This window comes from Rhizobium sp. GCM10022189 (assembly GCF_042656325.1).
Lineage (GTDB): Bacteria > Pseudomonadota > Alphaproteobacteria > Rhizobiales > Rhizobiaceae > Rhizobium.
Map to the genome: position 1 here is coordinate 31758 of NZ_JBHSOR010000039.1, position 13725 is coordinate 45482.

Here is a 13725-nt window from a genome sequence, read left to right on the forward strand (position 1 = left end):
CGGCCGCGGTCTTCGGCGCCACTGCACAAGGCAGCTGCGACAAAATGCACATGGCTGAATAAGACCTTGTTAACCATGCAGGTCCCAGATGAGGGCAGGTGTTAACGTTCTGCCGGAGCAGCAAAACTCTGGCCCAGCGCTTGGAGCTTTAAATCCACTTACCGCTTGAAGGTCAGGCGGACGGGCGGCTCTGCGCTGGTGCGTCCTGTTTTCGGTGTGTAGCAATGTCGATCATTCACAGTATCAGCGTAAGAAGCGGTCGATTGGTGAAGCTCACCTTCGAATCCGCCCCGTTCACGCGGGCCGCTCGCAAGACCACCGGAACGGCGCGGCTGGCCAGAAGCCGTATCGTCACCCTCGCAGCCGTTCTCGGCATCGTCTACGCGGGAATGTTCGGCAAGCTGATCTACTACGGCCTTGCCGTGGATACGACGACATCGAGCATACCGCCCAATCCGATCATGGCCTCCCGGCCCGATATCCTCGACCGCAACGGCGAGCTTCTGGCGACCGATATCCGCACGGTATCGATGTTCGCCGAGCCAAGCCATATGGTCGATGTCGACGAAGCGGTCGAGAAGCTCACGCAGCTCTTCCCCGAGCTCGACCGGAAGGCGCTCTATCAAAAATTGTCGGACAAGCGTTCGCAATTTACATGGCTGCGCCGCCAGCTGACGCCGAAGCAACAGAGCGAGGTTCTGGCCCTCGGCCTTCCCGCGATCGGCTTCCGCCCGGAGGTGAAGCGCTTCTATCCCGGCGGGCGCACGGCAGCTCACATCCTTGGCTATGTCGATATCGACAACAAGGGCATGGCCGGCATGGAGAAATATCTCGACATGCAGGGTCTTTCGGACCTGGAATCAACCGGGCTTGCGGTGCGCGAAAATCTGCAGCCGGTAAGGCTGTCGATCGACATTCGGGCGCAGAATGTGGTTCATGACGTCGTCACTGACGCGATCACCACTTACAGGGGCAAGGCCGCCGGCGCCGTCATTCTCGACGTCCATACCGGCGAGGTGCTCGCCATGGCGTCCGCCCCCGATTTCGACCCGAACGACCCGCAGGCGACCGGCAGCGAAGGCTGGCTGAATCGCATGTCGAACGGCACTTTCGAAATGGGGTCCACCTTCAAGACCTTCTCGATGGCACTGGCGCTCGACACCGGCACGGTGAAGCTTTCCGACAGTTTCGACGCCACCGCGCCGCTGCACTATGGCGGCTTCACCATCCACGACGACCATGACGTGCCGCGCCGCTGGCTGACCATTCCGGAAATCTTCCGCTACTCCTCCAATATCGGCACGGCGAGAATGATGGACCTGGTCGGCATGGATCGTCAGAAGGACTATCTCACCCGCTTCGGACTGCTGACGAAAATGCAGACCGAGCTGCCGGAAGTGAAGACGCCGACGCAGCCGAAAGTCTGGAAGAAGATCAATTCGATCACGATCTCCTTCGGCCATGGTGTGGCGACCACGCCGCTGCAGACCGCCGTCGCCGGTGCGGCCCTGGTTGATGGCGGCGAGTTGATAGAGCCCACGTTCCTGCCGCGCTCGGCAGAAGAGGCCGCGAAAACCGAACAGCAGATCGTCAAGAAGAGCACCAGCGATACGATCCGTTACCTTTTCAAGCTCAATGGCGAGCAGGGCTCCGGGCGCACCGCCGACGTGCCGGGCTTTCATGTCGGCGGCAAGACGGGCACGGCAAACAAGGTCGTGAACGGCCATTATTCACATACGCTGAGCTTCAACGCCTATCTGGCGGCCTTCCCGATCGATGCACCGAAATATGTCGTGCTCTCCTTCATCGATGAACCGCTGACCGGCCAGCACGGGCTTACCTTCGCGACGAATACGGCCGCGCCGATGGTGCATGACATCATCAGCCGCGTCGCACCGATCCTGGGCGTCGAACCGGATTTCGGGCAGAACCTGCTGGCTTCCTATTGAGGACGGCTGAAGGCGCTGTTCGCAGCCGAACCGCGTGCATCGAAGGCTCAAATCGCCGCACTAGACATTGGTCCTCGGTGCGATCGTCAGCTCCGAACCATAGGCGCCGCGCATTTCCGTCGCGGCTGATGGATCGCGGTCGCTGGCCTTGTGCAGAAGCGTCGACTGATAGCCTTCCGCATGCGTGCCGTGGATCAGCGTTACATCTGCGTTGCCGGGATTGTCGGAGCGCTCGAACCATTCGACGCTGTGATGCAGGAAATTCATCTCGAAGGCACGGTTGGTGACGCCGTGGCCGACGATGATCACGATATCGTTGCCGCGGCCAATGTCATGCATGACGGTCAGAAGAAACATCCGCACCCGCTGGGCAACGTCGGCCCGGCTCTCACCGTCCGGCGGGCGCGCATAGAATTTGCCGCTGTTGTTGCGCAGCCGCGCCCATTTCTCGAATTCCTCGGGAAATTTGCGCCGTTGCTCTGCCCGGTCGTAGATATCGGTAAAGAGGCCGAAATCCTGTTCCCGCAGCAGGTAATCCTCGTGCACGTCGCCGATCGCGTCTGCGGGCAAAGCCTCGATGATCGCGTCCTTGGTCTGGCGCGTTCGCAGATAGGGTGAATGCCAGATGGCCGCCTTTGGCTTGGTACCGGGCAGCGCCGCAAGGTAGGATGCAATCGCGTGGCCGGCTGCCAGCGCCTGCCGATACCCCCATTCCGTCAGCGGCACATTATGGTCGCCGAACTGGCGGTAGGCGCTCTCGCTGATATTGCCGAGAGATTCGCCGTGTCGAACGAGAAAGATGCGCATGGCTGTCCGTCTATGCTGAGGATGAGCGTATCATGACGGGTGCGAGAGCAGTGTGCAATGGCCGAAGGCGTTGGAGCGGGGACGCGGCCTGACGTCGATCGGCACGCGCGATGCGTTGAACGGCGGGGTCGGCCACAGATGTCCGCCGGCTGCTGCGCGGAGCCGATCACGGGGCGGCCGTTTCATGTCGAGAGCTCTATCGGAGGCCTGCAACAAGTGAAGGGGCGTCGGGACGGACACTCTCGGCAAGGAAGACAAGGGCAGCTGCTCCGATCAGGCCGGAATTCTGTCCGAGAGCCGCGCGCACGATCCTTACATCCTTGAAGCCCGGCATCGCGCGCTGAGCGATATAGGCCTGAATGCCGGGTTGGAGCCGGTCGAATTCATTCGAGAGGCCGCCTCCCATCACCAGCATGTCGGGTGAAAATATGTGGATGAGGCTGGTGAAGCCGCGCCCGAGTATCTCGGCCTCCTCATCGATCAGCGCGTTGGAGAGCGCGTCGCCGGCTCTCGCGGCCGCGAAGACATCACGGCTGTGAATGTCGTCACCCGATCTGCCAAGTGTTGTCTCGCTGCATTCGGCGGCGCGGGCGCGCGCGCGCCGGGTGAACGCCGTGCCCGAGCCATAGGCCTCGAAGCACCCCCTGTTTCCACAGGGGCAAAGTTCACCGTCGGGTACGACCGACATGTGACCGATATGAGCCGCCATGCCCTTGCGCCCGCGCAACACGCGCCCGTCGGCGATCACGCCGCCGCCGATACCCGTGCTGACGGTCACGTAGATCAGATTTTCTACGCCCCGGCCGGCACCGAAGGTCCACTCGCCGATCGCTGCGGCAATACCGTCATGCTCGAGACTGACAGGGAAGGGGAAGCGCTGCTGCAGTTCCGCTCTCAGGGGGAAATCAACGAAACCGGAAAGCGTCGGGATGCTGGTGGCGATACCGGAAACAGTGTCTATCGGGCCTGGAGCGGAAACGCCGATGCCGGCGACACCGGCTGGGTTCACCGCCGCCAGAAGTTCATCCGAAAGCGCCCGGATCTGCGAAAGGATACGATCGGGGCCACCATCGACGTCCGTCAGTTCTTCGCGCCGTGCGATGAGGCTTCCCTTCTCGTCGACAAGCGCGGCCCTGACCTGTGTCCCGCCCAAATCTATCCCAATGGCAATCTGCTGCATTTCCGAACCATGCGTTAGAGGGCACGAAGCCACGTCATCCGCTCTTCGAGGGACGGGGCGTTGAAAGCGAGGGATCCGAGCACGACAGTCTCCGCGCCCGACCGACGCAGGAACGGAACCGTATGTTCCCTGATGCCGCCATCGGCGGCAAGCACGATGCGCCGGTGCGCACCAACACTGGAGATCAGCGCTTTCGCCTCGGCAAGACGGATGCCGGCATTTTCGTTCAGTCCCTGTCCCTTTACCCCGATCGCCGTGCCGAGCAGTGTGACGAAGCTGAGGCGGGAGAGGTAGGGTTCTATCACCTTGACCAATGTGTCGACTTTGATGACCATGCCGGCCGCAACGCCGAGCTGTTCGAGACGATCGAGCGCTTCGAGGGCGATGCTCTCGTTTTCGACATGGATGCTGATCAGGTCGGCTCCGGCATCGGCAAACTGGTCGATCTGCGAAAGAAGAATACTGTCTGCGACCATCAGATGAACATGGATAGGCCGAGCGGAAACCTTTCTGATCCCCGCGACGAGATCGGGAAAGAACAGGATTGCCGGCGCGAAATGGCCGTCGGCAACATCGATATGGAGGATATCGACATAGGGATCGACGCGGGCAAGCTCATCTGCAAGGCGCACGAGGTCGGCCGACCAGACGGAGAATTCGGCGATCAGGCGATCGCGCGGGAGATCGTCGATCCAGCTCTTCGAGACGGCAGACATCGGCTAAAGCTCCTTCAGGAAATTGCCTATGGCCTCATGGAAGCCGGACACGTAGCGAGCCCGATCCTCTGCCTTCGGCGTAATCTCGACGAGATGGGCGGCGGGGATCAATCCGGCAATGGCATGCGCATGCGAAAACGGGTGGATGAGATCCTTCTGATGGCCGATAACGAGTGTCGGTATCCGGAGGGCGCGAACCTGTCTTTCCGTTACTCCAGGCCCGTCGTTCGATATGGCCGTCAGGAGTGCCGCGGTGACATCGATCGGTCGGCGCGCGAAGAAGCCCATAAGGGAGGCCAGATTGTCCGGAGCCTCGCCGGCGAGACGTTGCCCGGTCTCGCCGGCGGCGAAGGCGGCCTTCGCCGCTTCCGGATCGAGCCGGTTCAGCAGGCGCCCGACTTCCGCGTTCGGCCCCATGTTCTCCGGCGCACCAGCGGTTATCCAGGCAGGTCTGGCAATGATCAGAGCTTTGACGAGATCCGCACGTTTGACGGCAAGACGCAGCGAAATCGCCGCGCCCATCGAAATCCCGCCAATCACCACCGGGGCTCCGAACTCTTGTTCGATGAAATCAGCGATATCATCGGCGAACGTGGCGATCGACAGCCTGCTGAGGTCCCCGGCCTGCGACGAGCCATGGCCGCGCGCCTCGACCGTGACGCGCCGAAAGCCACTCCCGAATGGAAAGGCTTCGCGGGTCTGGCCGCAATCACCGCATAGTCCGTGCTGGAAGACAACCGCCGAACCGTCGCCTGTCGTGTCGATGTTGAGCTTCGTGCCGTCCCTTGTCGTGAAGGTCCTGACATCGGTCATCGTCAAGCTCCGGCGCTTTCTTTGAGCCTGGCTGCGAGGAAGGCCGCAACGCCTTCCACTTCATCGGCCGCAAGCCCGTGGGTGATCAGGCTGCCGCCAAAGCCGATCGACGCCAGCCTGCCCAGATAGTGGCGGTAATCGAGTACGCCCTTGCCGGCGGTCGCAAACCGCCCGTCGCTCGTGCGGTCCTTGGCATGCGCCATGACGATCCGATCGGCAAGCAGGTCGATCGCCGAGGAGACGATCATATGCTGCTCGGCGAGCGTTCCGACCTCGAAAAGGTTGGCCGGATCCATGACGATCTTGATCCGCGGGCTCCTGATCTCGTCGATCAGCCGGCGGGCTTTGGCGGCTGAATTGACGACATTGGCAAGTTCCGGCTCGATGCCGAGATCGACATCGCAGCGGTCGGCAATCTCGACAGCCGTCTCCATCGCATCCAGCAGATCGCGCCATGCCTCGGGCGAATCGTTGTCGGGGTGTGCCTTCCACTGGTCGGCGGGATCGCGCGTGCCCGTGCACAGCGTGATGAGCCTGGTGGACATCGCAGCGCAGCGCTCGGCCAGCACCGCCAGTCTGCGATGGCCGGCCCGGCGGGTGGCGGGATCGGGATGGATCATGTTGTAGGTGCCGGAAACGGCGACGATCTCAAGGCCGTTCCTTTCCGCTGCTTCAGCGACCGATCGGGCCTCGGCCGCCGTGATCTCGTCCGGCATGGAAGGCAGGCCCGAGCACGCCATGTTATACTGGGCACAGGCAAAGCCGGCTTGGGCGACGGATTTCAGGACCCCGTCAGGATCGGTTCCCTCGAACGTCTTGGCGAAGATGCCGAGCTTCATCAAACGCCACCTTCGGCATCAGCCAGTGCCACGGCCTTTCTGCTTTCGACGGATCGGGCGATGGCAACCATGGCCCGGACTGATGCAAGACCGTCATCGACATCTGCGCCTTCCATGGGGGCGCCGTCCAGAATCGTGCGCGCAAAACCCTCGACCTGCCGGCGATAGAAATGGCCGTCCGCTCCCAGAACGCGGTGGGTGGCGCCGTCGGCCTCGCGGAAGATGTCCACATCGCTCGTCTTGTAGTACCAGGGATTATAGGTCTTTCCGAGAATGCTGCCGTTTTTGCCGTAGATCTGGAAGCCTTCATGCCAGTCCATGCGGACCTGTACGGTCAGATCGAGATGGCCGAGCGTGCCCGAGGCGAATTCGACGTCGACGAACCAGCACCAGATCCCGGCGCGCTCGGAAAGCCGCGCGTTGACCGAGACGATATCGCCGGCAAGGTACCGCGCAGTGTCGATCAGGTGGCAACCATGCGCAAGCATGTAATAGCGCCTGAGATCGGCCTTCGGGTTTTCCGATGGCTTCTTCGCCTTGGCGCTGGAAACGATAAGCGGCTGGACGGCATCCGTCATCGGATAGCGGTGTGTGTTGTCGCAATACCAGGCCTTCAGGGCAATGACCTCGCCCATTTCGTCGCGGATGAACGATTTTGCTGCCTGCAGGCCCGCGTCGAAGCGTTTCATGTGGCCGACCTGGAAGACCTTCCCGGACTTTTCGACGGCCGCCTTCAGCTTCAGGCATTCCTCGACGGTCACGCCGACGGGTTTTTCGCAAAGCACATGCTTGCCGGCTTCCAGCGCTCGCAGCGAGGCAGGCACATGGAAGGCGTCGGCCGTGGCAATGATGACCGCATCGATATCCGGATCGGCGAGCATCCTGTCGTAATCGTCATAGGTTTTCTCTGCGCCGTGCATGATGGCCATACGCTCGCGCAGGTCGTCGGCGACATCGCAGATGGCGTAGAGATCGGCATTGGCGGCCTTCGTGCAGCTTTCAAAATGTGCCGCCTGAGCGATCTGCCCCGCGCCGAGCACACCCACGCGAAGGCGGCGTTCCTGTTTCGCTGGCATCTGCAATTTCCTCGTTTCGACAGTTGGAGAGCAATGCGGGTTCGGCCTCGAAGATAGCAGCTTTCTGGAGATCGGCTGCATGGCCTTCCGGGCGGTGCGTCACTGCGGCGGGATGGCGCCCTTGCGCAGGATGACGCTGCCATAGAAGCGCCGTTCGCCGGTGACGACGACCGTATGGGCGGCGCGCACGCGATCCTTGAAGTCGTAAGGAGCGACAGCTGTCAGTTCTACCGGCTTGCCCTGGCTCTTGCGGAGGCTTGCGCCGTAATCCTCGAAGACGGGCAGGATTTTGGCCGGGTCGTTTTCCGCGATCATGCGCCACGCCACCTCCGGCTCCTGTTCCTCCAGAGGGAAGACGCCGAGAATGGCGTCAAGCGCACGCGGACCCGAGACACCGTCAAGGCGGATGAGCCGGTCATCACCGGCGTCGCATGGGAAGTTTGCATCGACGACGGCGATATCGTGGCGATGACCCATCGCGCGAAGCGCGTAAAGCAATTCGGGAGACAGGATCGGATCGATGAGTTTCAACATGGTTTCCTCCATGGATCGTCTCTTTTGCGTTTGTATTATACAAATACAAATTAATTGTCAAATGGGTTTGAATGCAGGGCCGCATTAAACGGAGGGCAGTTCGGGAAGGTCGAATAGGCTCTCGCGCAGCAGCGCGGCCGCACCGATCGCGGCGCCATCGCCGCCGAAGCGGGCGACCGCTATCGGCGGCACGTGAAAACCGTGAACGAGGTTGCTGGCGAGCAAGTGCTCGACGCGGGCCGAGACCTTCGGGTAGAGAACGGCGAGGGGGCCACCGAGCACGATCGTTTTCGGGTCGAGGATATGGATCAGGTTGAGCAGGCCCGTGGCGAGCGCAAGCGCCCATTCGGCAAGTGCCTCCTCAAACGCCGGAGAACTTTCGTGACCTGCAAGTTTCGCCAATCCTTCGGGGATGGGGATATCCTGGTCGATGAAAGGCAGGAATTTCTGATAGCCTGCGAGGATTTCGAACGTATGGGTTGCCGCCATTCCAGGCTGGCTGCCCATCACCATGTGACCGACCTCGCCGCCAAGGCCGTGCGCGCCCTCGACGACACGGCCCTGCCGCAGATGCGCGCTGCCGATACCCTGCGCAAGAAGGAGCAGGAGCACATCGCTCAGATCGCCTTCGGCGGCATCCGCAGCGACAGCGCTGGCAAGGGCGACGGCATCGTTGCAGATGTGAACCTTCAACGAAGGCTGCATTGCCTCTGACAGGGCGGCAACAACATCCACGTCCTGCCAGTCCAGCCAGGGCGCCGAGATGATCCTGCCGTCGCGTACGATGCCCGGAACGGAAATACAAACACCTCGCACGCGGGACGCGCGTACCTTGGATATCTCGATAAGTTCCCCGGGCAGGGATGCAAGCAGATCGATCACCCTCTCGGGATCGTGGTGGCGGTCCGCAATCGACACGATCCTCTTGGCGACCACGCGCATCGAGAAGTCGATCAGGACCGCGTTGATTTCCGCCGAGGAAATGTCGAGCCCGATGAAATAGGCGCCACCCGGGTTGAGCGCCACCAGAGCGCCAGGCCGGCCGGCACCGCTCGCCTCGGCGCTCTCGTTAAGGTCGATGACGAGTTTTTCGGCGAGAAGCTGTTTGATGGAATTGCCGACGGTCGCCCGCGTCACATTCAGTTCGCGCGCAATATCGGCACGCGACAGTGCGGTGCCCCTGCGCAGGACGCGCAGGCAACGCACCGCATTCATGTGTCGCAAGACACTGTTCGTCGTCAATATTCCTCCCAGGACACCGTGTGCCGATCAGGAGCTATTGGGGAATGCCGGCGGGCCTTTCGAATCAGCGCCGGCAACAATCCCTGACGAAGTAGCAGATGCCTGCCGGCAAGCAAAGATTGGCATCAGGCGCGATGTCACGCGACCGACCACCCTCCGTCGACGAGCAGGTTGGCGCCGGTGACGAGGGCGGCTGCCGGCGAGGCAAGATAGACGATCGCACCGACGACGTCGTCCGTATCGCCGATCCGTCCCAACGGAATATGGCCGACGGTCCGATCGTAGAAATCCTGATCGGCCAGTGCCGGGCGCGTGGAATCCGTCCAGATGAAAGTCGGCGACACGGTATTGACGGTAATGCCGTACCGCGCCCACTCGGCAGCAAGACAACGCGTCAAATGGTTGATGGCGGCCTTGCTCATGCAATAGATCGCTTCGCCGCGCAGTGTCACAGTTCCGGCCTGAGAGCTGATATTGATGATGCGTCCGCTCTTTTTCTCGATCATGTGGCGGGCAACCGCCTGGGTGACGAGGAAGGTACCCTTGATATTGACGTTCAGGATCTCGTCGACGTCCTTTTCCTCGACCAGTTCCGCCAGATTGCCGGGCGCCACCCCGACATTGTTGACCAGGATATCGATCCTGCCGAAGGCTTCGATCGAGCGAGCAACCGCCTGCGAAATCTGCCGGCTGTCGGAAATATCCATGGTGACGGCAAAGACCCTTCCGCCTGCTGTCTCCAGTTCGGCGATGAGATCCGCCGCCGCCTCCACGTTGCGGACGCCGACGATCACGTCGGCCCCTGCGGCTGCGCAGGCCAGCGCACATGCGCGCCCGATGCCGCGGGCGGCGCCGGTGACGAGCGCGACCTTGCCCTGAAGGCTGAAATTTGGTGCTTTTACCGTCATCTGTTTCCTCCACTTCGCTTTGGGCGTCACGCTGTTGCGGCGGCAAATCGTGCCGGCTTGCGCCCGAGGATAATCATTTCCAGAGCATCGTCCTGAGTCAGGTTGCGTGTCGGATACGAGCCGACAACCCTTTCGGACTTCATCACGGTGATCCGGTCAGACAGCGCGAAGACATCGTGCATGTCATGACTGATCAGGAAAATACCCAGGCCCTGCTTTTTGAGCTCCCGAACGAGAAGGCCGACGTTTTTCGTCTCCTCCGGTCCAAGCGCTGCGGTCGGCTCGTCCATGATCAGTGTCCGCGCGTTGAAATGCAACGCCTGAGCACGGCATCGACCTTATTGTCGTTTGCCGTAAGCACCTGCTCCATCAGCGCCTGGGCGACGTCGGGGTTGCGCCGGCGAGCAGCTTCGTGAACTTGGACATGGATTCCTCCCTTTGGAAATCTGATGCGCGCAGCAACCTTGGCTGGCCCAGGCAAAGCCTCCCGCCTTGCTATTTGTATTTGTTTAAAGCGGATACATAGTGAAATCAATCCGGCTGACCGGATTGATCTCCGGGCGGCGGCCGAGCCTTTCCATGCAAGCAATTCAGAGGCGAGGGGAGGGCGGGCGCCGGTGAGCCCGCGCCCGCCCTGTCGATTGCGGATTAGATTGCGCCAACCGCCCCGCCAAGTTTCGGGGCGAACATATCGTGCATGCGTGCGCGATAGTGGTCTTCCGAAGTGGACCAGCGCAGTTCGGCGAGCATCTCGCTGTCGGCGCCGGCCGGATAGCGAAGACGGGTGCCTTCGTCGGTCGCTGCAAGATAGGCGGCTTCCGCGACTTCCGCTTCGGTGCAGTATGCCGTCGGGTAGTTCGCCATCTTCTCGAAATAGGCGTGCGCGAAAGCACCATAATCGGCAGGGATCAAGCCCTGCATGCGCTCGCCGGCATTGGCCGCGAAACGTGTGGTCGGAGCGTAGCCCGGTTCGACCAGTCGGGCCTTGATATTGAACTGCTCCAACTCGTAGGAAAGGGACTCCGTATAGCCCTCGACCGCGAACTTGCTGGCCGCATAGATCGCAACGAGCGGCATGACGCCGATCGTCACGCTCGAAGTGACGTTGATGATGGTGCCGTGCCCCTGATTGCGCATCTGAGGGATGATGGCGCGGCAGGTGCGGAACACCCCGAACGTGTTGGTATCAAAAACCTCCTGGATCGTAGGATCCGGCGTTGCCTCGACGGCAGAGGCAATCCCGATCCCGGCATTGTTGATCAATACGTCGATCGATCCGAACATTGCCACGCTGTCGGAAAGCGCCTTTTCGATCGTCTCTGGCTTCGTAATATCGAGGGGCAGCACCTTCAGCCTTTCGGACGAAGAAGGGAATATCGAAGGATCCGGACGGCGCATCGTCGCAACGACATTCCATCCGTGTTGAAGAAAGAGTTCCGCCATCGCCTTGCCGTAGCCGGACGAGGTGCCCGTGATCAGGACTGTCTTTGTCATTTTCATCTCCATACATCGATATCACGAGGCTATGGCCAATCGATCGGACTATGAATAATATGATGTCCATATTGCATTATGGATCGTCCACAAATTTGCAGGAATACGGTGGGCAGCTTCGATCGAGAGGCATTCGGCGCTGGATCGGCGGCGGAGTGCGATCCATAATGAGGAACTCGCTTTGCCTTACGGATCGTACCATTGGACGCTTTGACGGATGTGGTTCAGCTGCTGAGGCCCAGGACGGTGCTGATGGGCAGCATGGTGGCCTTCGGTGACTGGGGCATTCAGGTTCCGCCTCAACCGGGGCCTATGCTGTATTTCCTGATCGAGGGAGCGGCCCTGTTTGCTGCCGGCGGCGAAAGCATCCGGTTGGAAGCCGGAGACTTCGTCCTCTCAGGCAGTCCGGCTGCGGATTCCTTCTTCAGCAGGCCGGGTGAGCGCGTCGTTCTCTCTGACGACGATTTCAAGGCTCGCCATCTGGTCGACGGTGAGATCGTGATCGGTTCCGTCGATGACGGCAGCGCCACCAGGATCGTCGGCGGCTGCATCCTGTGTGATCCGACCAACGCAGACCTCCTGGCTGAACTCCTGCCGCGGCTTGTTCACGTCCGGGCGGGCGAGGGGATCGGCCCGCGGCTTGGCGGTCTGATTTCCTACATTCGCGACGAGGCGGCAAACGCGCGCGCCGGCAGCGATCTCATCCTGTCCAGATTGCTCGAAGTGCTGCTGATCGAAACCCTGCGCAGGGAAGCTTCCAGGTTGCTTCACCCTGGCATGCTGCGCGGGCTTTCCGATCCCCAGCTTGCCCGGGCAATCGGCGACATTCATTCCGACGTGCGGCGCGGCTGGACGATCGCCGACCTGGCGCACCGGGCTGGCATGTCGCGCTCGGCCTTTGCAAGGAAGTTTTCGGAGGCGGTCGGGCTTGCGCCCGTCGAATACCTATTGCGGTGGCGGATGGCTGTTGCCAAGGACGCCTTGCGCTATTCCCGTAGCAGTCTGGAAGAGATTGCCGAAAAGGTCGGCTACCGTTCTGCCAGTGCGTTCAGCACCGCGTTCAGCCAGAGGGTCGGCTGCCCTCCAAGCGAATATGCGAAAATGGCGATTATCGCATGATCGGCTGCGCTTCGGGATCGGCCGCCCGACAGTCGGGCGGCCGCATCGTCGGTGAAGGTTAAGGCAGGGTGTGTCCGGCCGCCCTGAACAGGCGATACCACTCCTCGCGGGTCAGCGCGACAGAAGAACCGGCGGCGGCTTCGGCGACGCGCTCCGGTTTTGTGGTGCCGAGAACGACCTGGATTTTTGCCGGATGGCGGGTGATCCAGGCAACAGCGATGCCGGTCGGGGTCACGCCATAGGCTTTCGCGAGCTCGTCGATGGCGTCGTTCAGATCGGCAAAATTCTCACGATCGCCGAGGAACACGCCATCGAAGAAGCCCTTCTGGAACGGCGACCACGCCTGCAGCATCATGCCGTTGATACGGGAATAGTCGAGCAGGCCGTTGTCGCGATCGACCGACTGGTCAAGTCCGGCCATGTTGGCCGCAACGCCCGATGCGATCAGCGGCGCATGGGTGATGCTGAGCTGCACCTGGTTGACGATGAGCGGCTGCTTGACCGCGGTCTTGAGCAGCTCGATCTGGCCAGGTGTGTGATTGGAGACGCCGAAATGCCGGACCTTGCCCGACGATTTGAGCGCGTCGAAGGCTGCCGCGACCTCCTCGGGCTCGACGAGCGTATCCGGGCGGTGCAGCAGAAGCACGTCCAGATAGTCGGTCTTCAGTGCGGCGAGCGACTGGTCCACAGAGGCCAGAATATGCGCGGCGGAGAAATCGAAAAATCCCTTGCGGATGCCGACTTTGCTCTGGATGACGAGTTTTTCCCGCTCGGCCGCGCCAAGCGAGATCGCCTCGCCGAAACGGGCCTCGCAGCGATGCGGCGCGCCGCCGTAGATGTCGGCATGGTCGAAGAACGTCACGCCGGCGTCCCGCGCGGCGCCGACCAGTTGCTGGATTTCGCCATTGCTCATATTGGCAATCCGCATCATTCCGAGAATGATGCTCGACACGTCGAGGTCGGTTTGCGGAAGCCTGTAGGATTTCATGATGATTACCTCGGGGTTGGGAAATAACTAGATAGTTATCCGCTTAATAGGGGAAGGACG

Annotated in this window: 13 protein-coding genes and 1 pseudogene; 2 read left to right on the plus strand and 12 right to left on the minus strand. The window is 61.4% G+C overall.

The window, feature by feature from the left end; genetic code table 11:
* Nucleotides 1–224: 224 nt before the first annotated feature.
* Complete coding sequence (locus ACFPWW_RS15195; protein WP_112704085.1) at nucleotides 225–1949, plus strand: peptidoglycan D,D-transpeptidase FtsI family protein; 1725 nt, start codon at nucleotides 225–227, stop codon at nucleotides 1947–1949.
* Nucleotides 1950–2009: 60 nt separating this feature from the next.
* Here ACFPWW_RS15195 and ACFPWW_RS15200 read toward each other — a convergent pair whose 3' ends face one another.
* From ACFPWW_RS15200 to ACFPWW_RS15250, 11 genes and pseudogenes are all read right to left on the minus strand, one after another.
* Complete coding sequence (locus ACFPWW_RS15200; RefSeq protein WP_112564226.1) at nucleotides 2010–2756, minus strand: histidine phosphatase family protein; 747 nt, start codon at nucleotides 2754–2756, stop codon at nucleotides 2010–2012.
* 196 nt (nucleotides 2757–2952) lie between these two features.
* Nucleotides 2953–3936 (minus strand): ROK family protein, encoded by a 984-nt coding sequence (locus ACFPWW_RS15205; RefSeq protein WP_377312371.1) that lies wholly within the window; start codon nucleotides 3934–3936, stop codon nucleotides 2953–2955.
* 14 nt (nucleotides 3937–3950) lie between these two features.
* Complete coding sequence (locus ACFPWW_RS15210) at nucleotides 3951–4652, minus strand: ribulose-phosphate 3-epimerase (protein ID WP_113500465.1); 702 nt, start codon at nucleotides 4650–4652, stop codon at nucleotides 3951–3953.
* A gap of 3 nt (nucleotides 4653–4655) precedes the next feature.
* Entirely contained in the window at nucleotides 4656–5465 is an 810-nt protein-coding gene (locus ACFPWW_RS15215) for an alpha/beta fold hydrolase (protein WP_377312372.1), read from the minus strand.
* Nucleotides 5466–5467: 2 nt separating this feature from the next.
* On the minus strand, nucleotides 5468–6304 hold the full coding sequence (locus ACFPWW_RS15220; protein WP_377312374.1) for a sugar phosphate isomerase/epimerase family protein: 837 nt from the start codon (nucleotides 6302–6304) through the stop codon (nucleotides 5468–5470).
* On the minus strand, nucleotides 6304–7380 hold the full coding sequence (locus ACFPWW_RS15225; protein WP_112564236.1) for a Gfo/Idh/MocA family protein: 1077 nt from the start codon (nucleotides 7378–7380) through the stop codon (nucleotides 6304–6306). Before ACFPWW_RS15225 ends, ACFPWW_RS15220 begins: the two co-directional genes overlap by 1 nt.
* Nucleotides 7381–7479: 99 nt before the next feature.
* Nucleotides 7480–7914 carry an RbsD/FucU family protein gene (locus ACFPWW_RS15230; RefSeq protein ID WP_377312376.1) on the minus strand — a complete coding sequence of 145 codons (435 nt, stop codon included), beginning with the start codon at nucleotides 7912–7914 and terminating at the stop codon, nucleotides 7480–7482.
* An 84-nt stretch (nucleotides 7915–7998) separates the two neighbouring features.
* On the minus strand, nucleotides 7999–9156 hold the full coding sequence (locus tag ACFPWW_RS15235) for an ROK family protein (RefSeq protein ID WP_377312377.1): 1158 nt from the start codon (nucleotides 9154–9156) through the stop codon (nucleotides 7999–8001).
* A gap of 137 nt (nucleotides 9157–9293) precedes the next feature.
* Entirely contained in the window at nucleotides 9294–10064 is a 771-nt protein-coding gene (locus tag ACFPWW_RS15240; RefSeq protein ID WP_112564242.1) for an SDR family NAD(P)-dependent oxidoreductase, read from the minus strand.
* Between the two features lie 26 nt (nucleotides 10065–10090).
* Nucleotides 10091–10390: pseudogene (locus tag ACFPWW_RS15245) on the minus strand (sugar ABC transporter ATP-binding protein); the annotation flags it as partial.
* A gap of 322 nt (nucleotides 10391–10712) precedes the next feature.
* Nucleotides 10713–11558: an SDR family oxidoreductase gene (locus tag ACFPWW_RS15250; RefSeq protein ID WP_377312379.1), complete on the minus strand. Its 846-nt coding sequence runs from the start codon at nucleotides 11556–11558 to the stop codon at nucleotides 10713–10715.
* A gap of 252 nt (nucleotides 11559–11810) precedes the next feature.
* Between ACFPWW_RS15250 and ACFPWW_RS15255 the strand changes: the two genes are divergently transcribed.
* Nucleotides 11811–12677 (plus strand): AraC family transcriptional regulator, encoded by an 867-nt coding sequence (locus ACFPWW_RS15255; protein ID WP_377312380.1) that lies wholly within the window; start codon nucleotides 11811–11813, stop codon nucleotides 12675–12677.
* A 58-nt stretch (nucleotides 12678–12735) separates the two neighbouring features.
* On the opposite strand, the gene ACFPWW_RS15260 is transcribed toward ACFPWW_RS15255, so the two are convergent.
* On the minus strand, nucleotides 12736–13665 hold the full coding sequence (locus ACFPWW_RS15260; protein WP_112704096.1) for an aldo/keto reductase: 930 nt from the start codon (nucleotides 13663–13665) through the stop codon (nucleotides 12736–12738).
* Between the last annotated feature and the right edge of the window lie 60 nt (nucleotides 13666–13725).